Here is a 12,784-nt window from a genome sequence, read left to right as displayed (position 1 = left end):
GCGGGCGGCCACAGGGGTGAGGGCTATCGGCCGACCGGCTGGGTGACCGCCGGCCAGGTGGTCCGGGTGGGTGCGTCGTCGACGACCTCGGCCTCGTAGGCGCCGTCCTCGTCCGGGCCGTGCTCGCGCTTGTCGTCCTCGGCCTTGATGGCGTCCGCGCGCTTCTTCAGGGCGGCGATCAGGTCGTCCGTGAGGTGTCCCGCGGCGTGCGCGGTTCGGTACACGTCCTGGACGTCGTCGACCGTGAGCGCGGCGTCCGCGTCGGCGAGGTAGTCCGGGCGAGGCGCCTCGATCGCGGCCCGCGCCTGCCCGGCTGCGCCCGGGTCGAGGGCGGTCGCCGCGTTCATCGGCCCGGCCAGCGCCTGCCGCGGAGTTACACCGCGCAGCTCGACCACGACGACGGGGAACTTCTTCGTCTGGCCGTCCGCAACGCGCTGCCTGGGCTCGATCCGCAGGGTCACCGGGACGAAGCCACGCCCGTCGGTCCCAGCGAGGACCATGTCGACCATGCCGCCCCACTCCTGCGCCGCGTAGAAGGAGTGAGTCTCGGCCCGCCACATGCCCATCCCGGACAGGTCCGGCAGCATCACGTTCAGCCGCGATGTGGTCGAGCAGACGCGGCCCTTCGGCTGCAAGTGCCAGTCCTCACCGAACTGCCGAGCGCACAAGCACGACTGCCGGGACAGCAGCTCGGTCTCGCCGTCGCATCGACGCTGGCAGCCGCCCTTGGACCACATCTCGTTGTACTGGTTCAGCGGGTCACCGGGGGTGATGAGCGCCTCGATCGAGGAAGCCTCGGTGATGACTCGCCACTGGGAGATCGTGCTGTTGAGCGGCGACCACTGCTCAGGCTCGCCACCCCACAGCTTGGCGGCGGTACGGACGTGCTCCTCGCTGTGGGAGGTGATGACCCAGGTAGACGACCGCATGGGCCGGTTGCCCTGGGTGTAGCCGGTACGGAGCCGGCCGTGCTCGGCGGCGCGGGCCTGGATATTGCGGAGTCGGGAGCCCATCAGGCTGCCTTTCGGGTGGTGGTCCGCCGTCGCGGCGCCGGCTCGTGGCCGGGCGCGAACAGGGCGGGGTACGTGTACGGGGCGGCGTGCAGCCATTTCGTGGTCTCCAGCGCGCCACGGAACGCCCGGTGGGCGACCCGGTCGGCGGGCATCGGGACCAGCGCGTGGCTGTTGGCGCGGAGGTTGAGAACACCGGTCCGCTCGATGCGGGGCATCGACTGCTCGGTGTCGTCGGGGAGGAGGACCGTCTCCGCGTAGCGGAGCGCGGCGAGCTGCAGGGTGTTCTCCGGATAGACCGATTTCGCGGGGCGGGTGGCGGACGACTTGTAGTCGATGAGCCACAGCTCCACCTGGTGGCCGGGTCCGGTGGGCAGCCAGATCATGAGGTCCGCGGTGCCGGCGTAGCCGAGGCGCCGGTGGAGAACCGTGATCTCTGTGGCCTCGATGTGCTCGTTCGGGTCGACGTTCCACGAGGCGAGCCATGCGTCGAACTGGGCTAGGTACGGGGCAACGACGGGGTCGTCCTCGATCGGCGCGCCGAGGAGCCGGTGTTCTGCGGCCTTGTGGACGCGGTCGCCAAGGTCGGCGGCCTGCTCGCGGACGTCCCGGTGGACAGCCTTGAGTTCCTTTGACAGTTCGGTTCGGTCGTCGGCCACCCGGTCGGTGAGGAGCGGCCACCGGTCAAGCGTGTATTCCAGAGTGACCTTCACGCCCCACGGGACGAGGGCCATGGACTTGTTGACGGCGGTGTCGATGACGTTGGTGACGGAGACGAGGTCGGGGCCGCCGGCGGGGTCGCTGTAGTAGCGGCCCCGCTCGGTGTCCCGCGCGTGCTTCGGCTGAGTCACGCGCGGCCGTCCTTCGGGTCGCAGGTGCAGGCTTCGGGGTGGTCGCAGGCGAGCTGGGCGAACTCGGACTCGAACGGCTCAGGCTGGTGCCGGTATGCGGCGGCGAGGGCCTGCCGGTCGGCGTCCGTCATCTGGGCGCGCTGCCGGGCAACGAGTGCCGCCACCTGCTCCATGAGGGCGCTCATGCCGCACCCGCTTCGCGCTGGGAGGGCAGCCGCTTCACCGTGAAGCGGCTCAGCCGACGCGACACCTCGGTCAGCTCATCCAGCAGCCGGCGCGTGTCCGACATCGACACCTGTACCTGGGCGGTGTCCATCCCGGCGGCGTCCTCGACCTGCTCGATCGCGGCGTCCAGCTCGCCCTCGCCGCGCGGCCCGCAGACCACAGCAGCCAGTTCGTCCAGAGCATCGAGGATCTCGTCACGGGCTTTCGGCTCAGCCCACGACTGCACGAGCTGGATCAGGGTGTCGTTACGGATCTGGTCGAACCGGGCGACGCCGTGCAGGTGATTGGCGCCGAGACTGAACGACATGCCCGGCTTCTTGGAGTGGTTCATGAGGGGACTCCTCGGCGGTGGCGGCCAGCAGCCGCAGAAGACGAAGGGGGGAGGTGGCCGGTACGCGCCCAATGCGGGACACGCGGCGTCGGCGCGGGACGGCGCCGGGGCGGCGACGGGAGACGCTCAGCCGCCAGCTGCACCAGCCACAGCGCCAGGAACCCGAACGACACCCAGACCAGCCACATCACGGGGTGCCACCCAGCGGCGGCAGGTCGTGCGGGATCCGGTACGAGTGATGCACCGCCGCGTAGTGCTCGCCCTCCAGAGCCTGCGTCGACGCCTCCACCGACCGGGCCGGCGTCTTGAACCCGTCCAGGGTCACCGCTCGCCTGACAGCACGTGCCTGGTGCTCCCAGTACGCGCGGCCACTGTCAGTCAGCGCTTCCCACGCTTTCGGGCCAGCCACCGGCACGAACCGCCGGTACAGCCATGCCGGAAGCGTGCTCTCAGGGGACAACCCATAGCGATCCCGCAGCGCCTCGTTCTGTGCAGTCAACGCCGTCAACTGCGACTCCAACTCAGCAACCTGCTCCCGCAGCCGCTCCAACTCCGCCGCCACTTCCGGCGACATCAGCATCTGCGCCGACTCCAACGCGAGAGCCATGGCCGCCGGTACGCGCCGGCCGTTCTCCATCGCGCGGCAGATCACGTCCGCCGCCGCGTTGATCCGCCTGGTGTTCACCGCTTCACCGCCCGGCGGATCCAGTCCATGACCAGCTCACCTGCAGGCACCGGCACCGACACCAGAACCGTCGTCGTCGCCCCGTCCTCACGCGGCTCCGTCTGCGTGTGCAGCGTCCACAGCTCCACACCCTCGAACCCCGGGGACACGTGGATCTCGCCACCCAGCTCCGTCAGCCACTCCCCAAGATCGTCGACATCGGCGACCATCACGTGCACCGATTCCGGACGCGGCACCAGCACCGGCGCCGGCAGGCTCGTGCTGTTGAGGAGGCACTCCACTGCGCGGGCGTTTTGCTGCTGCGTCAGTGCACGGGCCATCTCCGCGTCTGGCAGTGGCGCCACGGCCAGCGTCATCACGTGGACGCTTTGGCCGGGGAGGTCGGTTGGGGTGATACTCATGGTGATCCACTCCTTGCTTTGGTGCTCAGTGGGTCTGGGGTCGTCTCCGGGGCTCATCCGGGGCGGCCCCGAATTTCGTTCAGGCCGTGGCGGTGGCTCGCGGGCGGGCGGCCGGGCGGCGGCGCTGGCGCGGGATCGTGCGGCCCCTTCGCGGGTCGCCGGCGCGGAGCGCCTCGTAGATGGCGGCGCGGTCTTCGCGGTTGGTGATGATGCGGCGTCCGCTGTATCCGTGGAGGTGGCGGTTCGCCTTGAGGAAGCGGCGGAGCCAGGACACGGAGCAGTTGAGGACGTGGGCCGTCTCCTGGACGGTCATGTACTCCTGCTCGGGGTCCTTGGGGGGGATCGGGACGCCGTAGAGCTCGTAGGCCTTGGTGGCCATGGGGTCATGTCCTTCCTGGTGGGTCCTCGGTGGGGCGAGGGGGCTTGGGCCTCAGGCGCTCGTCGCTGGCTTTGAGGGCGGTGCGGAGGCGCTTGTACGACTTGGGCCTCATGCGTCTGCGGGTGCCGGTTTCCAGGTGGCCGATGTGGCGCTCGGTGACCTTGACCAGGGCGGCTAGGTCGGCGCGGCTCATCCCCGCTTGCATGCGCTCCTCGCGGATCGCGTCCCCGTCGACCTCGAAGGTCGTCGGTTGGTGCATGCTTAGAAACTAGCTCTAGTTAGCCTTCCATGCAAGCCCTAGTTAGCTTCAAAGTGGCCGAGTTCGCCTACTCGGCAGTAGACACTTAGCCGTAATTAGCTTCAGCTCGGTGAGAACCGGCCGTTTACCCAGTTGGAACTAGATGGAACTGGGCGGCACTGGCACGATGTCGACATGGCTACTCGTGATCTCGACCGCCTCGCGAAACGCGTGAAGGCGCACCGGCTAGAGCTGTACCCCTCGCGCCTCGCAGCAGCTCGGGCGGCAGGGATCTCCAAGGACACCTGGCACCGCGTCGAAGAGGGCGACGAAGTTCGGGAGTCGACCTATGTAAAGATCGACAAGGCGCTAGGGTGGGCCACCGGCAGCTGTGTCGCCATCGCCGAAGGCGGAGAACCGGCGCTCGTCGGCGAGCCCGTCGCGCTCCCATTGGAAGAAGGGTCGAAGAAGCTCAGCAGCGCGGAGGCGCGCCAGGCTGTGTGGGATGCGGCGCGGGCGAAGCTCCCGGATGCCCCGATCGGGCAGCTGGATGCTTTCAGTGACGAGCTTGTGGAGATCTTGCGAAGGGTGGGCGCCGTGATGGATGGCTCCTGAACTGGGGAGATCACCTGCACAACCTTTTCGTCGTTGCCGGATCGTTACCCCTCCGGGTCTAATGAAACCTCAACAACCCCCTCCCACTCACGCTTTCGGCGTGTCACGCTTGCGGTCAACCCGGGGAGGTTCCCACAGGCGACAAAGGGGGACCGGTGAGTAATGTCATCTATCTCGATCTTGGACCGAAGAGCTTCGGCTACGCGACCCAAGTAGCAGGCGAGGAGATGTGTGTTCTGTCCTCCAGGGCCGTCGAAGACCGCGTCATTCAGGGGCGCGTGAGGCGGTACATGAAGGCACAGGGCCGGGACTGCAAAACCTGCGGCGGCTGTCCGATAGGACGGGCATCGTAGGCAGCACAGTTCCAACGAGGGGGCGGCGGCGGCAGGGGTGCCCGCCAACGCTTCCCAGACTCATCAAGGGGAGCACCATGCCGTGGGTTGAACGGCGAGGCAACAGCATCCGTGTCCGCTGGGACACCTACCGGACTGACCCGAAGACCGGCCGGAAGATCTTCGACGGAAAGTCCCGCAGCGACTGGACCGAAGACGAGGCCTACGAATACGGACTCGATCGCGAGTCAGACGCCCGCAACGGCCGCTACGTTGCCCGCTCCGACGGACGCGTCCTCTTTAAGGAATGGGCCGCGCTCTGGCTCAAAGCCCAAGACCTCGACCCCACTTCGATCCAGATCTACCGCAAGAGACTGCGCGCCCAACTGCTGCCGCAGTGGGGAGAAACATACGTCAACGAGATCTCCACACTCGCCTATCAGGCATGGATGCAACGCCTGAAGCGGAACTACTCCGAGAACTATGTCCGTGACCTACGCATCCTCTTCAACATGCTGATGGACGACGCTGTGAACCACCGGCCGCCGCTCATCCACGCCTCGCCTGTGCCGAAGGAGAACCGCCGGCGGGGCCGCTACGTGCGGCCCACCCGCGAGGAGAAGGTCGAGGTACCCACCGAAGACCTGCACCAGCTCGCTGAGAACGCCCGCCAGGTGTGGGGGTTCACCGGGTACGTGTTCCAGATGACGAAGGCCTACACCGGAATGCGGCTGGGCGAGATGTTCGGGTTGCGCCGGGAGTGCATGGCCGGTAACTGGCCGGAGTCCGAGGAAGACAAGAAGCTCCGCGAGTACTCGTTGGAGCGGTACTGCGGGAACAAGCCTATTCCGGTGATGCGGGTGGCGTGGCAGTACAAGTACGTGAAGGACCCCGACAACCCGGATGAGAAAGGTGTGCCGACACTTGCCCTGCCGAAGTATGGCAGCGTGAGAAGCTTGGTAATCCCGCCGTTTCTCGCAGCACTGCATGAGGAATTGCTGGCCTCTCATGACTCGGAGTGGGCGTTCCCGGCGATGAACGGGCAGAACCTGCTGACGACCGACTTCCACGCCTACTACTGGAAGCCGGTGCGGGACGGGCACGACGAGCGCACGGGCCGGTACGCGCGGCCAAAGCTGCCGGCCGTGCCGTCCTTCAAGGGGAAGCGTATCCATCTGATCAGGCACGCTCACGGCCCGCATCTGGAGGAGGACGGGGTGCCGGACATCGCGATTGAGGAGCGGCTTGGGCACGTGATTCAGGGTGTCCGCGGGGTGTACCGGAAGGTGACGCCGAAGATGGAGCGGAAGATCGTGCGGGTGTTGCAGGAGCGGTGGGAGAAGGAGGAGGGTGGCCGGTGAACGCGGAGTCTGGGTGCGCTGCGGAGGCTAACTCCCATTCCTCTCCCATTCTGCGTGGGAGAATCAGCGTACCTGCTGGTCAGTGGGATGCGCGGGAGCTGTCTGGCGGCATCCACTGCATCACCCAGCAGCAGCCGAAGGTCCGCTGAGGTCCGGGCGTCGGGTAGAACATACGGGTGAACGTCCTGGTGTACGCGGCCCGCGGCCGCCGTCTCAGCCCGCCGCCGCGGCTGCTGCCCGAGCTGCCCGAACGCGGGCGGCCGTACGTGCCGCATCCGGACCCGGAGCGGATGGGGGAGGCCTGCCCCGGTGCGGCCGTGGCGGGGACGGTGCCGGCATGAGCGCGACCCCGTCCCCCCGCCGCCGCAGCCCCGCCCCTCCCCGCGAGGACGTCCTCGCCGCCGCCATGGACATGATCGCCGCGCGCGGTCTGGAGAAGCTCACCATGGCGGCGCTCGGCCGTGAGGTCGGGATGAGCAGCGGCCATCTGCTCTACTACTTCCACTCCAAGGACGAGCTGCTGCTGCGGACCCTGGAGTGGAGCGAGGGCCGGCTCGGCGCGGAGCGCGGCCGGCTCCTCACCCGCGCGGGCACCTGCCGCGAACGCCTCGAGGCCTACGTCGACCTGTACGTCCCCGAAGGCCACCGTGATCCGCACTGGACACTGTGGCTGGAGGTCTGGGACCGCTCGCAGAACGCCGACGACGACGCCCGTGAGCGCCAGGCCGCCATCGAGGGCGCCTGGCACCGGGACCTGGTCGCCCTGCTCGCCGAGGGCGTCTCCCGCGGCGAGTTCCGCCCCGTCGACGCCGACCGCTTCGCCACCCGGCTGCGCGCACTCCTCGACGGCTTCTCCATCCACGTGGCCGTGGGCCTGCGCGGCACGGACCGCGAGCAGGTCATCACCCACGTGAGGGAGTTCATCGCCGATTCGCTGCTGGTGCCGGCGGCCTGAGCGCGGACCGGGTCAGCCGGCCGTCCACGACCTCGGCGACCTGGTCGGCGGCGGTGAGATGGGTGCGGTCGTGGGTGACCAGCACCGTGGCCGTGCCGCGCTCGTGGGTGAGCCGGACGAGCAGCTCGACGACGGCGGCCCCGCGTTCGTGGTCCAGGGCGCTGGTCGGCTCGTCGACGAGCAGCACCGTGGGGTCGTTCATCAGCGCGCGGGCGATGTTCACACGCTGCCGCTGGCCACCGGAGAGCTGGTGCGGGCGCCGCCCGGCCTGGGCGGACAGGCCCACCGCGGCCAGCAGCTCCCTCGCCCGGTCGCGGGCACGGGCCGGCCGCCGGCCGTCGAGCCGGGCCATGACCTGGAGCTGCTCCACAGCGGTCAGCGAGGCCAGCAGGTTCGGCTGCTGGAACACGATGCCGATCGAGCGGCGGCGCAGCCGCGCGCGCTCGCGGCGGCTCATCCCGGTCGTGCCGGTGCCGTCGACGGTGACGGTGCCGGAGTCGGGCGTCACCAGCGTGGCGGCGACCGCGAGGAGACTGGACTTGCCCGAGCCGGAGGGCCCGGCCACCGCGGTCAGGCTGCCCCTCGGGACGTCCAGGGTGACCTGGTCGAGGGCGGTCAGCCGGCCCTCGCCGTCCGGATAGGTGAGGGTGATGCCGGTCAGGTTCAGGCTCATCGGGCGTTCCCCAGGGCGGTCAGCGGGTCGACGGAGGTGATGCGGCGGATGGACAGCGCGGCCCCGAGCGCCCCGAGGACGACCGTCACGGCGGCCGGCAGCAGCACGGTGGAGGGCGTCAGCAGGAACGGCACCGCGCCCCCGGCGAGCACGGCACCGAGCGCCGCCGCGATCCCGGTGCCGGCCAGGGTGCCGCCGGTCAGCAGGACGAGCGCCTGCCCGAGCGCGTCCTTCAGCAGGGACGCGGTGGACGCGCCGAGCGCCTTGAGCACCGCGACGTCGGCACTGCGCTGGATCGTCCACACGGTGAAGAACGCACCGACGACCAGGGCGGAGATGGCGAACAGGAAGCCGCGCATCAGCTGGAGCGAGCCGTTCTCGGAGGTGTAGGAGCCGATCGCGGACAGCGAGTCGTCCCGGGTGACGGTCCTGGTGTGCGCGAGCCGGTCGACGGCCCGTACGTCGGTGCCGGGGGCGGTGCGGAGGGCGATCACGGTCGCGGTGGGACCGGTGCCGGGGCCGGCCGGCGGCGCGGTCCCCCGCCAGGTGCCGAGGCTGACCCAGATCACCGGGGTGTGGCTGAAGGAGGCGTCACCCCGTACCGCGGCCACGGTCAGCCGCCGCCCGGCCAGCGTGAAGGTGCCGCCGGTCCGCAGCCGGAGGCGGTCGGCGGCGGGGACGGTCAGCACCGCCGAACCGTCCCCGATCCGGCCGCTGTCGGGGGCCAGCGGGGATGCGGGCCGCACGCCGAACGCGGACACTCCGGTGCTTCTGGTCCCGGCGGTGGCCCTGGTGGTGGTGATGCCCAGCGGTTCGGCCATGCGGACCCCCGGCGTTTCGGCCCACCGCCGCCACTGCCGCCCGGTGACCGTGGAGTCCGTGTACGCCAGGTCCTGCCCGCCGCCCGGCGCGTCGAAGACGATCCGGTCGGCGGGCAGCGAGGTGATCGCGGACACGTTCTGCCGGCCGAGCCCGGCGGTCAGCCCGGACAGCAGCCCGACCAGCAGGGTGATCAGCACGATCACCGTGCCCATCAGGGCGAAGCGGCCCTTGGCGAACTTCAGGTCTCGCAAGGCGACGAACACGGCTCGGCCTGCTCTCTGCGCGGGGAAAGGGTCGGCCTCCACCGTCGCCGCCCGGCCCCCGCGCGGACATCTGGCCGGGGACCGTACTTCCCGGATCGAAAGGCAGCGCACGGCTTACAACTTTCGGCAGAGGCCCGCCCGCCGCTCACCTCCCTAATCTGGAAGGACCGTGAACGCGCATACTCCCTCCATGACGCCGACCACCCGGGCCCTGGCCTGGTGCCTGCACCTGCTGATCGCCGGCCTGCTGGTACTGGCCGCCGTCCGGGCCGTCGCCGACGGCCTGCCGCACACCGGGTGGATCGTCGCCGCCGCCGCGGCCTGCGCGGCGGTCTACGCGGCCGGACCGCTGCTGCCCCGCGTCCGCGCCTCGCGCCCGGCCGCCGTCTGGTGGCTGGCCGCCGCCGGCACCATGTGGCTGGTGCTGCTGGCCCTGTCCGCCGACGGGGTCTGGGTCGCCTTCCCGCTGTACTTCCTCCAGCTGCACCTGCTGCCGCGGCGCGCCGCACTCACCGCCGTGGCCGCCACCGCGCTCGCCGCGATCGTCGCCTACGCCGCCCACACCGGCTCCTTCACCCCCGCCATGGCCATCGGCCCGGCGCTCGGTGCCGCCGTCGCGGTGGCCGTGGTCCGGGGCTACCAGGCCCTGTACCGGGAGAGCGAACAGCGCCGCCGGCTGATCGAGGAACTCACCGCCACCCGCGCCGATCTGGCCGACGCCCAGCACACGGCCGGGGTGCTCGCCGAGCGGGAGCGGCTGGCCCGGGAGATCCACGACACCCTCGCCCAGGGCCTGACCAGCATCCAGTTGCTGCTGCGCGCCGCCGAACGCGCCCTGCCCCAGGCGCCGGAGAACGCCGTCCGCTTCGTCGGCCAGGCCCGGCAGGCGTCCGCGGACAACCTCGCCGAGGCCCGCCGCTTCGTCGCCGCCCTCACCCCGCCCGCCCTCGACGGCAGCACCCTGGCGGACGCGCTGGAGCGGCTGTGTTCGACCACCGCCGCCCGGCACGGGATCGCCGTCCGCTTCCGCCTCACCGGCGAGCCGCGGTCACTGCCGACCGCCCAGGAGGTCGCCCTGCTGCGCACGGCCCAGTCGGCGCTCGCCAACACCGTCCGCCACGCAGGCGCCACCACCGCCGAGGTCACCCTCGACCACCGCCCCGGCCAGGTCGCCGTACACGTCACCGACGACGGCACCGGATTCGACCCCGCCGGCCTCCCCGAACCCGACCCGCAGAGCGGCGGATTCGGCCTGATGGCGATGCGCACCCGGATCCACGCCCTCGGCGGCACCCTGACGCTCGACTCCGCCCCCGGCCGCGGCACGGCGCTGACCGCCGGTTTCCCCGCGAGCCCGGCGCCCCGCACGGCGTCCCCCCTCGCCCCGTCGTCAGCCGACACCCGCACCCCCGCCCACCCCGTACCCGAGGCCCGCCCGTGACCGAGACCCCCATCCGACTGCTCCTCGCCGACGACCACCCGGTGGTGCGGGCCGGGCTGCGCGCCGTGCTGGAGACCGAGGCCGGGATGACGGTGGCGGCCGAGGCGGCCACCGCCGAGGACGCCGTGGCCCGTGCCGCCGCGGGCGGGATCGACGTCGTCCTGATGGACCTCCAGTTCGGCAAGGGCATGAACGGCGCACAGGCCACCGCCGCCATCACCGCCCGGCCGGGTGCTCCCCGCGTCCTGATCGTGACGACGTACGACACCGGCGCCGACACCCTGGCCGCCATCGAGGCCGGGGCCACCGGCTACCTCCTCAAGGACGCCCCGCCCGAGGACCTGGCCGCCGCCGTGCGCACCGCCGCGGCCGGCCGCACCATCCTCGCCCCCGTGGTCGCCGACCGGCTCATGGACCGGCTGCGCGCCCCCGCGACCGCCCTGACCCGGCGCGAGAGCGAGGTCCTCACCCTGGTCGCCGAGGGCCTGTCCAACCAGGCGATCGGTGCCCGGCTGCATCTCACCGAGGGCACCGTCAAGTCCCATCTCGCCCGGGTCTACGCCAAGCTCGGCGTCGAGTCCCGCACCGCCGCCGTCGCCACCGCCACCGACCTCGGCCTCATCCGCCGCTGAGCCGGCCCGGCGCCCGGCCCCAACTCCCGCAGCCGGTAAGGGAATCGTTTCCTCCGCCGCCGGGCATGTACCGGCGCATGGGACGACAACACTGGAAGAAGATCTGGGTCGGTTCGGCGGGCAACATGGTCGAGTGGTTCGACTGGTTCGTGTACGCGAGCTTCGCCACCTACTTCGCCGGCGCGTTCTTCCCGAGCGGCAGTCCCACGGCCCAGCTCATGAACACCGCGGGCATCTTCGCCGTCGGCTTCTTCATGCGGCCCGTGGGCGGATGGCTGCTCGGCAGGGTCGGCGACCGCAAGGGCCGCAAGGCGGCGCTGACACTGACCGTCTCGCTGATGTCGGCGTCGGCGATCCTGATCGCCGTGGCCCCGACCTACGCGGTCGCCGGCTACGGCGGCGCGCTCGTGCTGCTCGTCGCCCGGCTGCTGCAGGGCCTGTCGGTGGGCGGCGAGTACGCGGCCAGCGCCACCTATCTGACGGAGGCCTCGGACCCGAAGAGGCGCGGGTTCGCCTCCAGCTTCCAGTACGTGTCCATGACCGCCGGCCAGATCGCCGGCCTCGGCCTGCTGATCGTCCTGCAGCGCACCATGTCCGACAGCGCCCTGCACGGCTACGGCTGGCGCATCCCGTTCATCGTGGGCGCGCTCGGCGCGGCGGTCGTCTTCTACCTGCGGCGCAGCATGCTGGAGACCGAGGTCTACGAGGGGGACGACTCGCACGCCGAGGAGCGCGGCACCCTGCGCGCCCTGTGGCGGCACCGGCGGGAGGCGTTCCTGGTCATCGCCCTCACCATGGGCGGCACGGTGGCCTACTACACGTACACCACCTACCTGACCAAGTACCTCTCCAACTCCGCCGGCCTGTCCAAGCAGACCGCCACGCTCGTCTCCTTCACCGCCCTGATCGTCTTCGCCGCCCTCCAGCCGCTCGCGGGCGCCCTCTCCGACCGGATCGGCCGGCGGCCGCTGCTGATCACCTTCGCGGTCGGCTCCACCCTCCTCACCGTGCCGATCATGGCGTTGCTCAAACACGCGGACGGGTACTGGCCGGCCCTCGGGCTCGCCCTGCTCGCGCTGGTCGTCGTCACCGGCTACACCTCGATCAACGCCTGTGTGAAGGCCGAGCTGTTCCCGACCGGCGTCCGTGCGCTCGGCGTGGCCCTGCCGTACGCCCTCGCCAACGCCCTCTTCGGCGGCACCGCCGAATACATCGCCCTGTGGTTCAAGAAGGCCGGCATCGAGTCCGGCTTCTCCTGGTACGTGGCGGGCTGCGCCGCCGTGTCCCTGGTGGTCTACATCACCATGCGGGAGACGAAGGACCTGGACCTCGCCCGGGCGGGGGACCGTACGGATTCCAGTCTGACGCCCGCATCCTGAGACGGCCGGTGAGCCGGGGGCAGGGCTGTGCCAGACTGCCCCCGTGCTCTCGTTCGCCATGATTATTGGCAGCAGGCGCGCCGGTCCGCAGTGACCACCTCGTACGACCAGGTGCGGGTGGCCACCGTCGTCCTCGACCCGCGCGCAGACCTCTCGCACCCGCGAGGGGTTTTTTCGTTTTCCGGCCCACC

At 70.6% G+C, this 12,784-nt stretch carries 17 protein-coding genes; 7 read left to right on the top strand and 10 right to left on the bottom strand.

Going from position 1 to position 12,784, the window contains the following annotated elements:
- Positions 1-23: 23 nt before the first annotated feature.
- The 8 genes from ACZ7HQ_RS30140 to ACZ7HQ_RS30105 form a co-directional block, all read right to left on the bottom strand.
- On the bottom strand, positions 24-1,013 hold the full coding sequence (locus tag ACZ7HQ_RS30140) for a recombination directionality factor (RefSeq protein ID WP_470996476.1): 990 nt from the start codon (positions 1,011-1,013) through the stop codon (positions 24-26).
- The gene (locus ACZ7HQ_RS30135; protein ID WP_470996473.1) at positions 1,013-1,861 is read right to left on the bottom strand and encodes a hypothetical protein; all 849 of its coding nucleotides are present in this window, start codon (positions 1,859-1,861) and stop codon (positions 1,013-1,015) included. Before ACZ7HQ_RS30135 ends, ACZ7HQ_RS30140 begins: the two co-directional genes overlap by 1 nt.
- Positions 1,858-2,046 carry a hypothetical protein gene (locus tag ACZ7HQ_RS30130; protein ID WP_470996471.1) on the bottom strand — a complete coding sequence of 63 codons (189 nt, stop codon included), beginning with the start codon at positions 2,044-2,046 and terminating at the stop codon, positions 1,858-1,860. Before ACZ7HQ_RS30130 ends, ACZ7HQ_RS30135 begins: the two co-directional genes overlap by 4 nt.
- Positions 2,043-2,417 (bottom strand): hypothetical protein, encoded by a 375-nt coding sequence (locus ACZ7HQ_RS30125; protein ID WP_470996469.1) that lies wholly within the window; start codon positions 2,415-2,417, stop codon positions 2,043-2,045. The genes ACZ7HQ_RS30130 and ACZ7HQ_RS30125 overlap by 4 nt, the downstream gene beginning before the upstream one ends.
- 187 nt (positions 2,418-2,604) lie before the next feature.
- The gene (locus tag ACZ7HQ_RS30120; protein WP_470996466.1) at positions 2,605-3,102 is read right to left on the bottom strand and encodes a hypothetical protein; all 498 of its coding nucleotides are present in this window, start codon (positions 3,100-3,102) and stop codon (positions 2,605-2,607) included.
- Positions 3,099-3,503, bottom strand: a complete 405-nt coding sequence (locus ACZ7HQ_RS30115; protein WP_470996464.1) for a hypothetical protein — start codon at positions 3,501-3,503, stop codon at positions 3,099-3,101. The genes ACZ7HQ_RS30120 and ACZ7HQ_RS30115 overlap by 4 nt, the downstream gene beginning before the upstream one ends.
- A gap of 79 nt (positions 3,504-3,582) precedes the next feature.
- Positions 3,583-3,882, bottom strand: coding sequence for a DNA-binding protein (locus ACZ7HQ_RS30110; protein ID WP_470996462.1), 300 nt, complete (start codon positions 3,880-3,882; stop codon positions 3,583-3,585).
- Between the two features lie 4 nt (positions 3,883-3,886).
- On the bottom strand, positions 3,887-4,141 hold the full coding sequence (locus ACZ7HQ_RS30105) for a helix-turn-helix domain-containing protein (RefSeq protein WP_470996459.1): 255 nt from the start codon (positions 4,139-4,141) through the stop codon (positions 3,887-3,889).
- Between the two features lie 174 nt (positions 4,142-4,315).
- Between ACZ7HQ_RS30105 and ACZ7HQ_RS30100 the strand changes: the two genes are divergently transcribed.
- The 4 genes from ACZ7HQ_RS30100 (at position 4,316) to ACZ7HQ_RS30085 (ending at position 7,383) form a co-directional block, all read left to right on the top strand.
- Positions 4,316-4,735: a helix-turn-helix domain-containing protein gene (locus ACZ7HQ_RS30100; protein WP_470996456.1), complete on the top strand. Its 420-nt coding sequence runs from the start codon at positions 4,316-4,318 to the stop codon at positions 4,733-4,735.
- A 430-nt stretch (positions 4,736-5,165) separates the two neighbouring features.
- Complete coding sequence (locus ACZ7HQ_RS30095) at positions 5,166-6,428, top strand: tyrosine-type recombinase/integrase (protein ID WP_470996453.1); 1,263 nt, start codon at positions 5,166-5,168, stop codon at positions 6,426-6,428.
- A 176-nt stretch (positions 6,429-6,604) separates the two neighbouring features.
- Positions 6,605-6,769 (top strand): hypothetical protein, encoded by a 165-nt coding sequence (locus tag ACZ7HQ_RS30090; RefSeq protein WP_470996451.1) that lies wholly within the window; start codon positions 6,605-6,607, stop codon positions 6,767-6,769.
- Complete coding sequence (locus tag ACZ7HQ_RS30085; protein ID WP_470996448.1) at positions 6,766-7,383, top strand: TetR/AcrR family transcriptional regulator; 618 nt, start codon at positions 6,766-6,768, stop codon at positions 7,381-7,383. The genes ACZ7HQ_RS30090 and ACZ7HQ_RS30085 overlap by 4 nt, the downstream gene beginning before the upstream one ends.
- Here the strand turns inward: ACZ7HQ_RS30085 and ACZ7HQ_RS30080 are convergent.
- Both ACZ7HQ_RS30080 and ACZ7HQ_RS30075 read right to left on the bottom strand, forming a co-directional pair.
- A complete protein-coding gene (locus tag ACZ7HQ_RS30080) occupies positions 7,349-8,056 on the bottom strand; it encodes an ABC transporter ATP-binding protein (protein ID WP_470996445.1) in 708 nt (235 codons plus the stop codon). The genes ACZ7HQ_RS30085 and ACZ7HQ_RS30080 overlap by 35 nt on opposite strands.
- Positions 8,053-9,141 (bottom strand): ABC transporter permease, encoded by a 1,089-nt coding sequence (locus tag ACZ7HQ_RS30075; protein ID WP_470996443.1) that lies wholly within the window; start codon positions 9,139-9,141, stop codon positions 8,053-8,055. Before ACZ7HQ_RS30075 ends, ACZ7HQ_RS30080 begins: the two co-directional genes overlap by 4 nt.
- A 190-nt stretch (positions 9,142-9,331) precedes the next feature.
- Here ACZ7HQ_RS30075 and ACZ7HQ_RS30070 point away from each other — a divergent pair, with 190 nt between their 5' ends.
- From ACZ7HQ_RS30070 to ACZ7HQ_RS30060, 3 genes are all read left to right on the top strand, one after another.
- On the top strand, positions 9,332-10,582 hold the full coding sequence (locus ACZ7HQ_RS30070; protein WP_470996440.1) for a sensor histidine kinase: 1,251 nt from the start codon (positions 9,332-9,334) through the stop codon (positions 10,580-10,582).
- A complete protein-coding gene (locus ACZ7HQ_RS30065; protein WP_470996437.1) occupies positions 10,579-11,214 on the top strand; it encodes a response regulator in 636 nt (211 codons plus the stop codon). Before ACZ7HQ_RS30070 ends, ACZ7HQ_RS30065 begins: the two co-directional genes overlap by 4 nt.
- Positions 11,215-11,291: 77 nt before the next feature.
- Positions 11,292-12,593 carry an MFS transporter gene (locus tag ACZ7HQ_RS30060; protein WP_470996434.1) on the top strand — a complete coding sequence of 434 codons (1,302 nt, stop codon included), beginning with the start codon at positions 11,292-11,294 and terminating at the stop codon, positions 12,591-12,593.
- The last annotated feature ends 191 nt before the right edge of the window (positions 12,594-12,784 follow it).

The organism is Streptomyces sp. NPDC037290 (assembly GCF_055603245.1).
The sequence above is the reverse complement of the archived record's forward strand: the minus strand, read 5'-3'. Positions and strand labels throughout refer to the sequence as shown.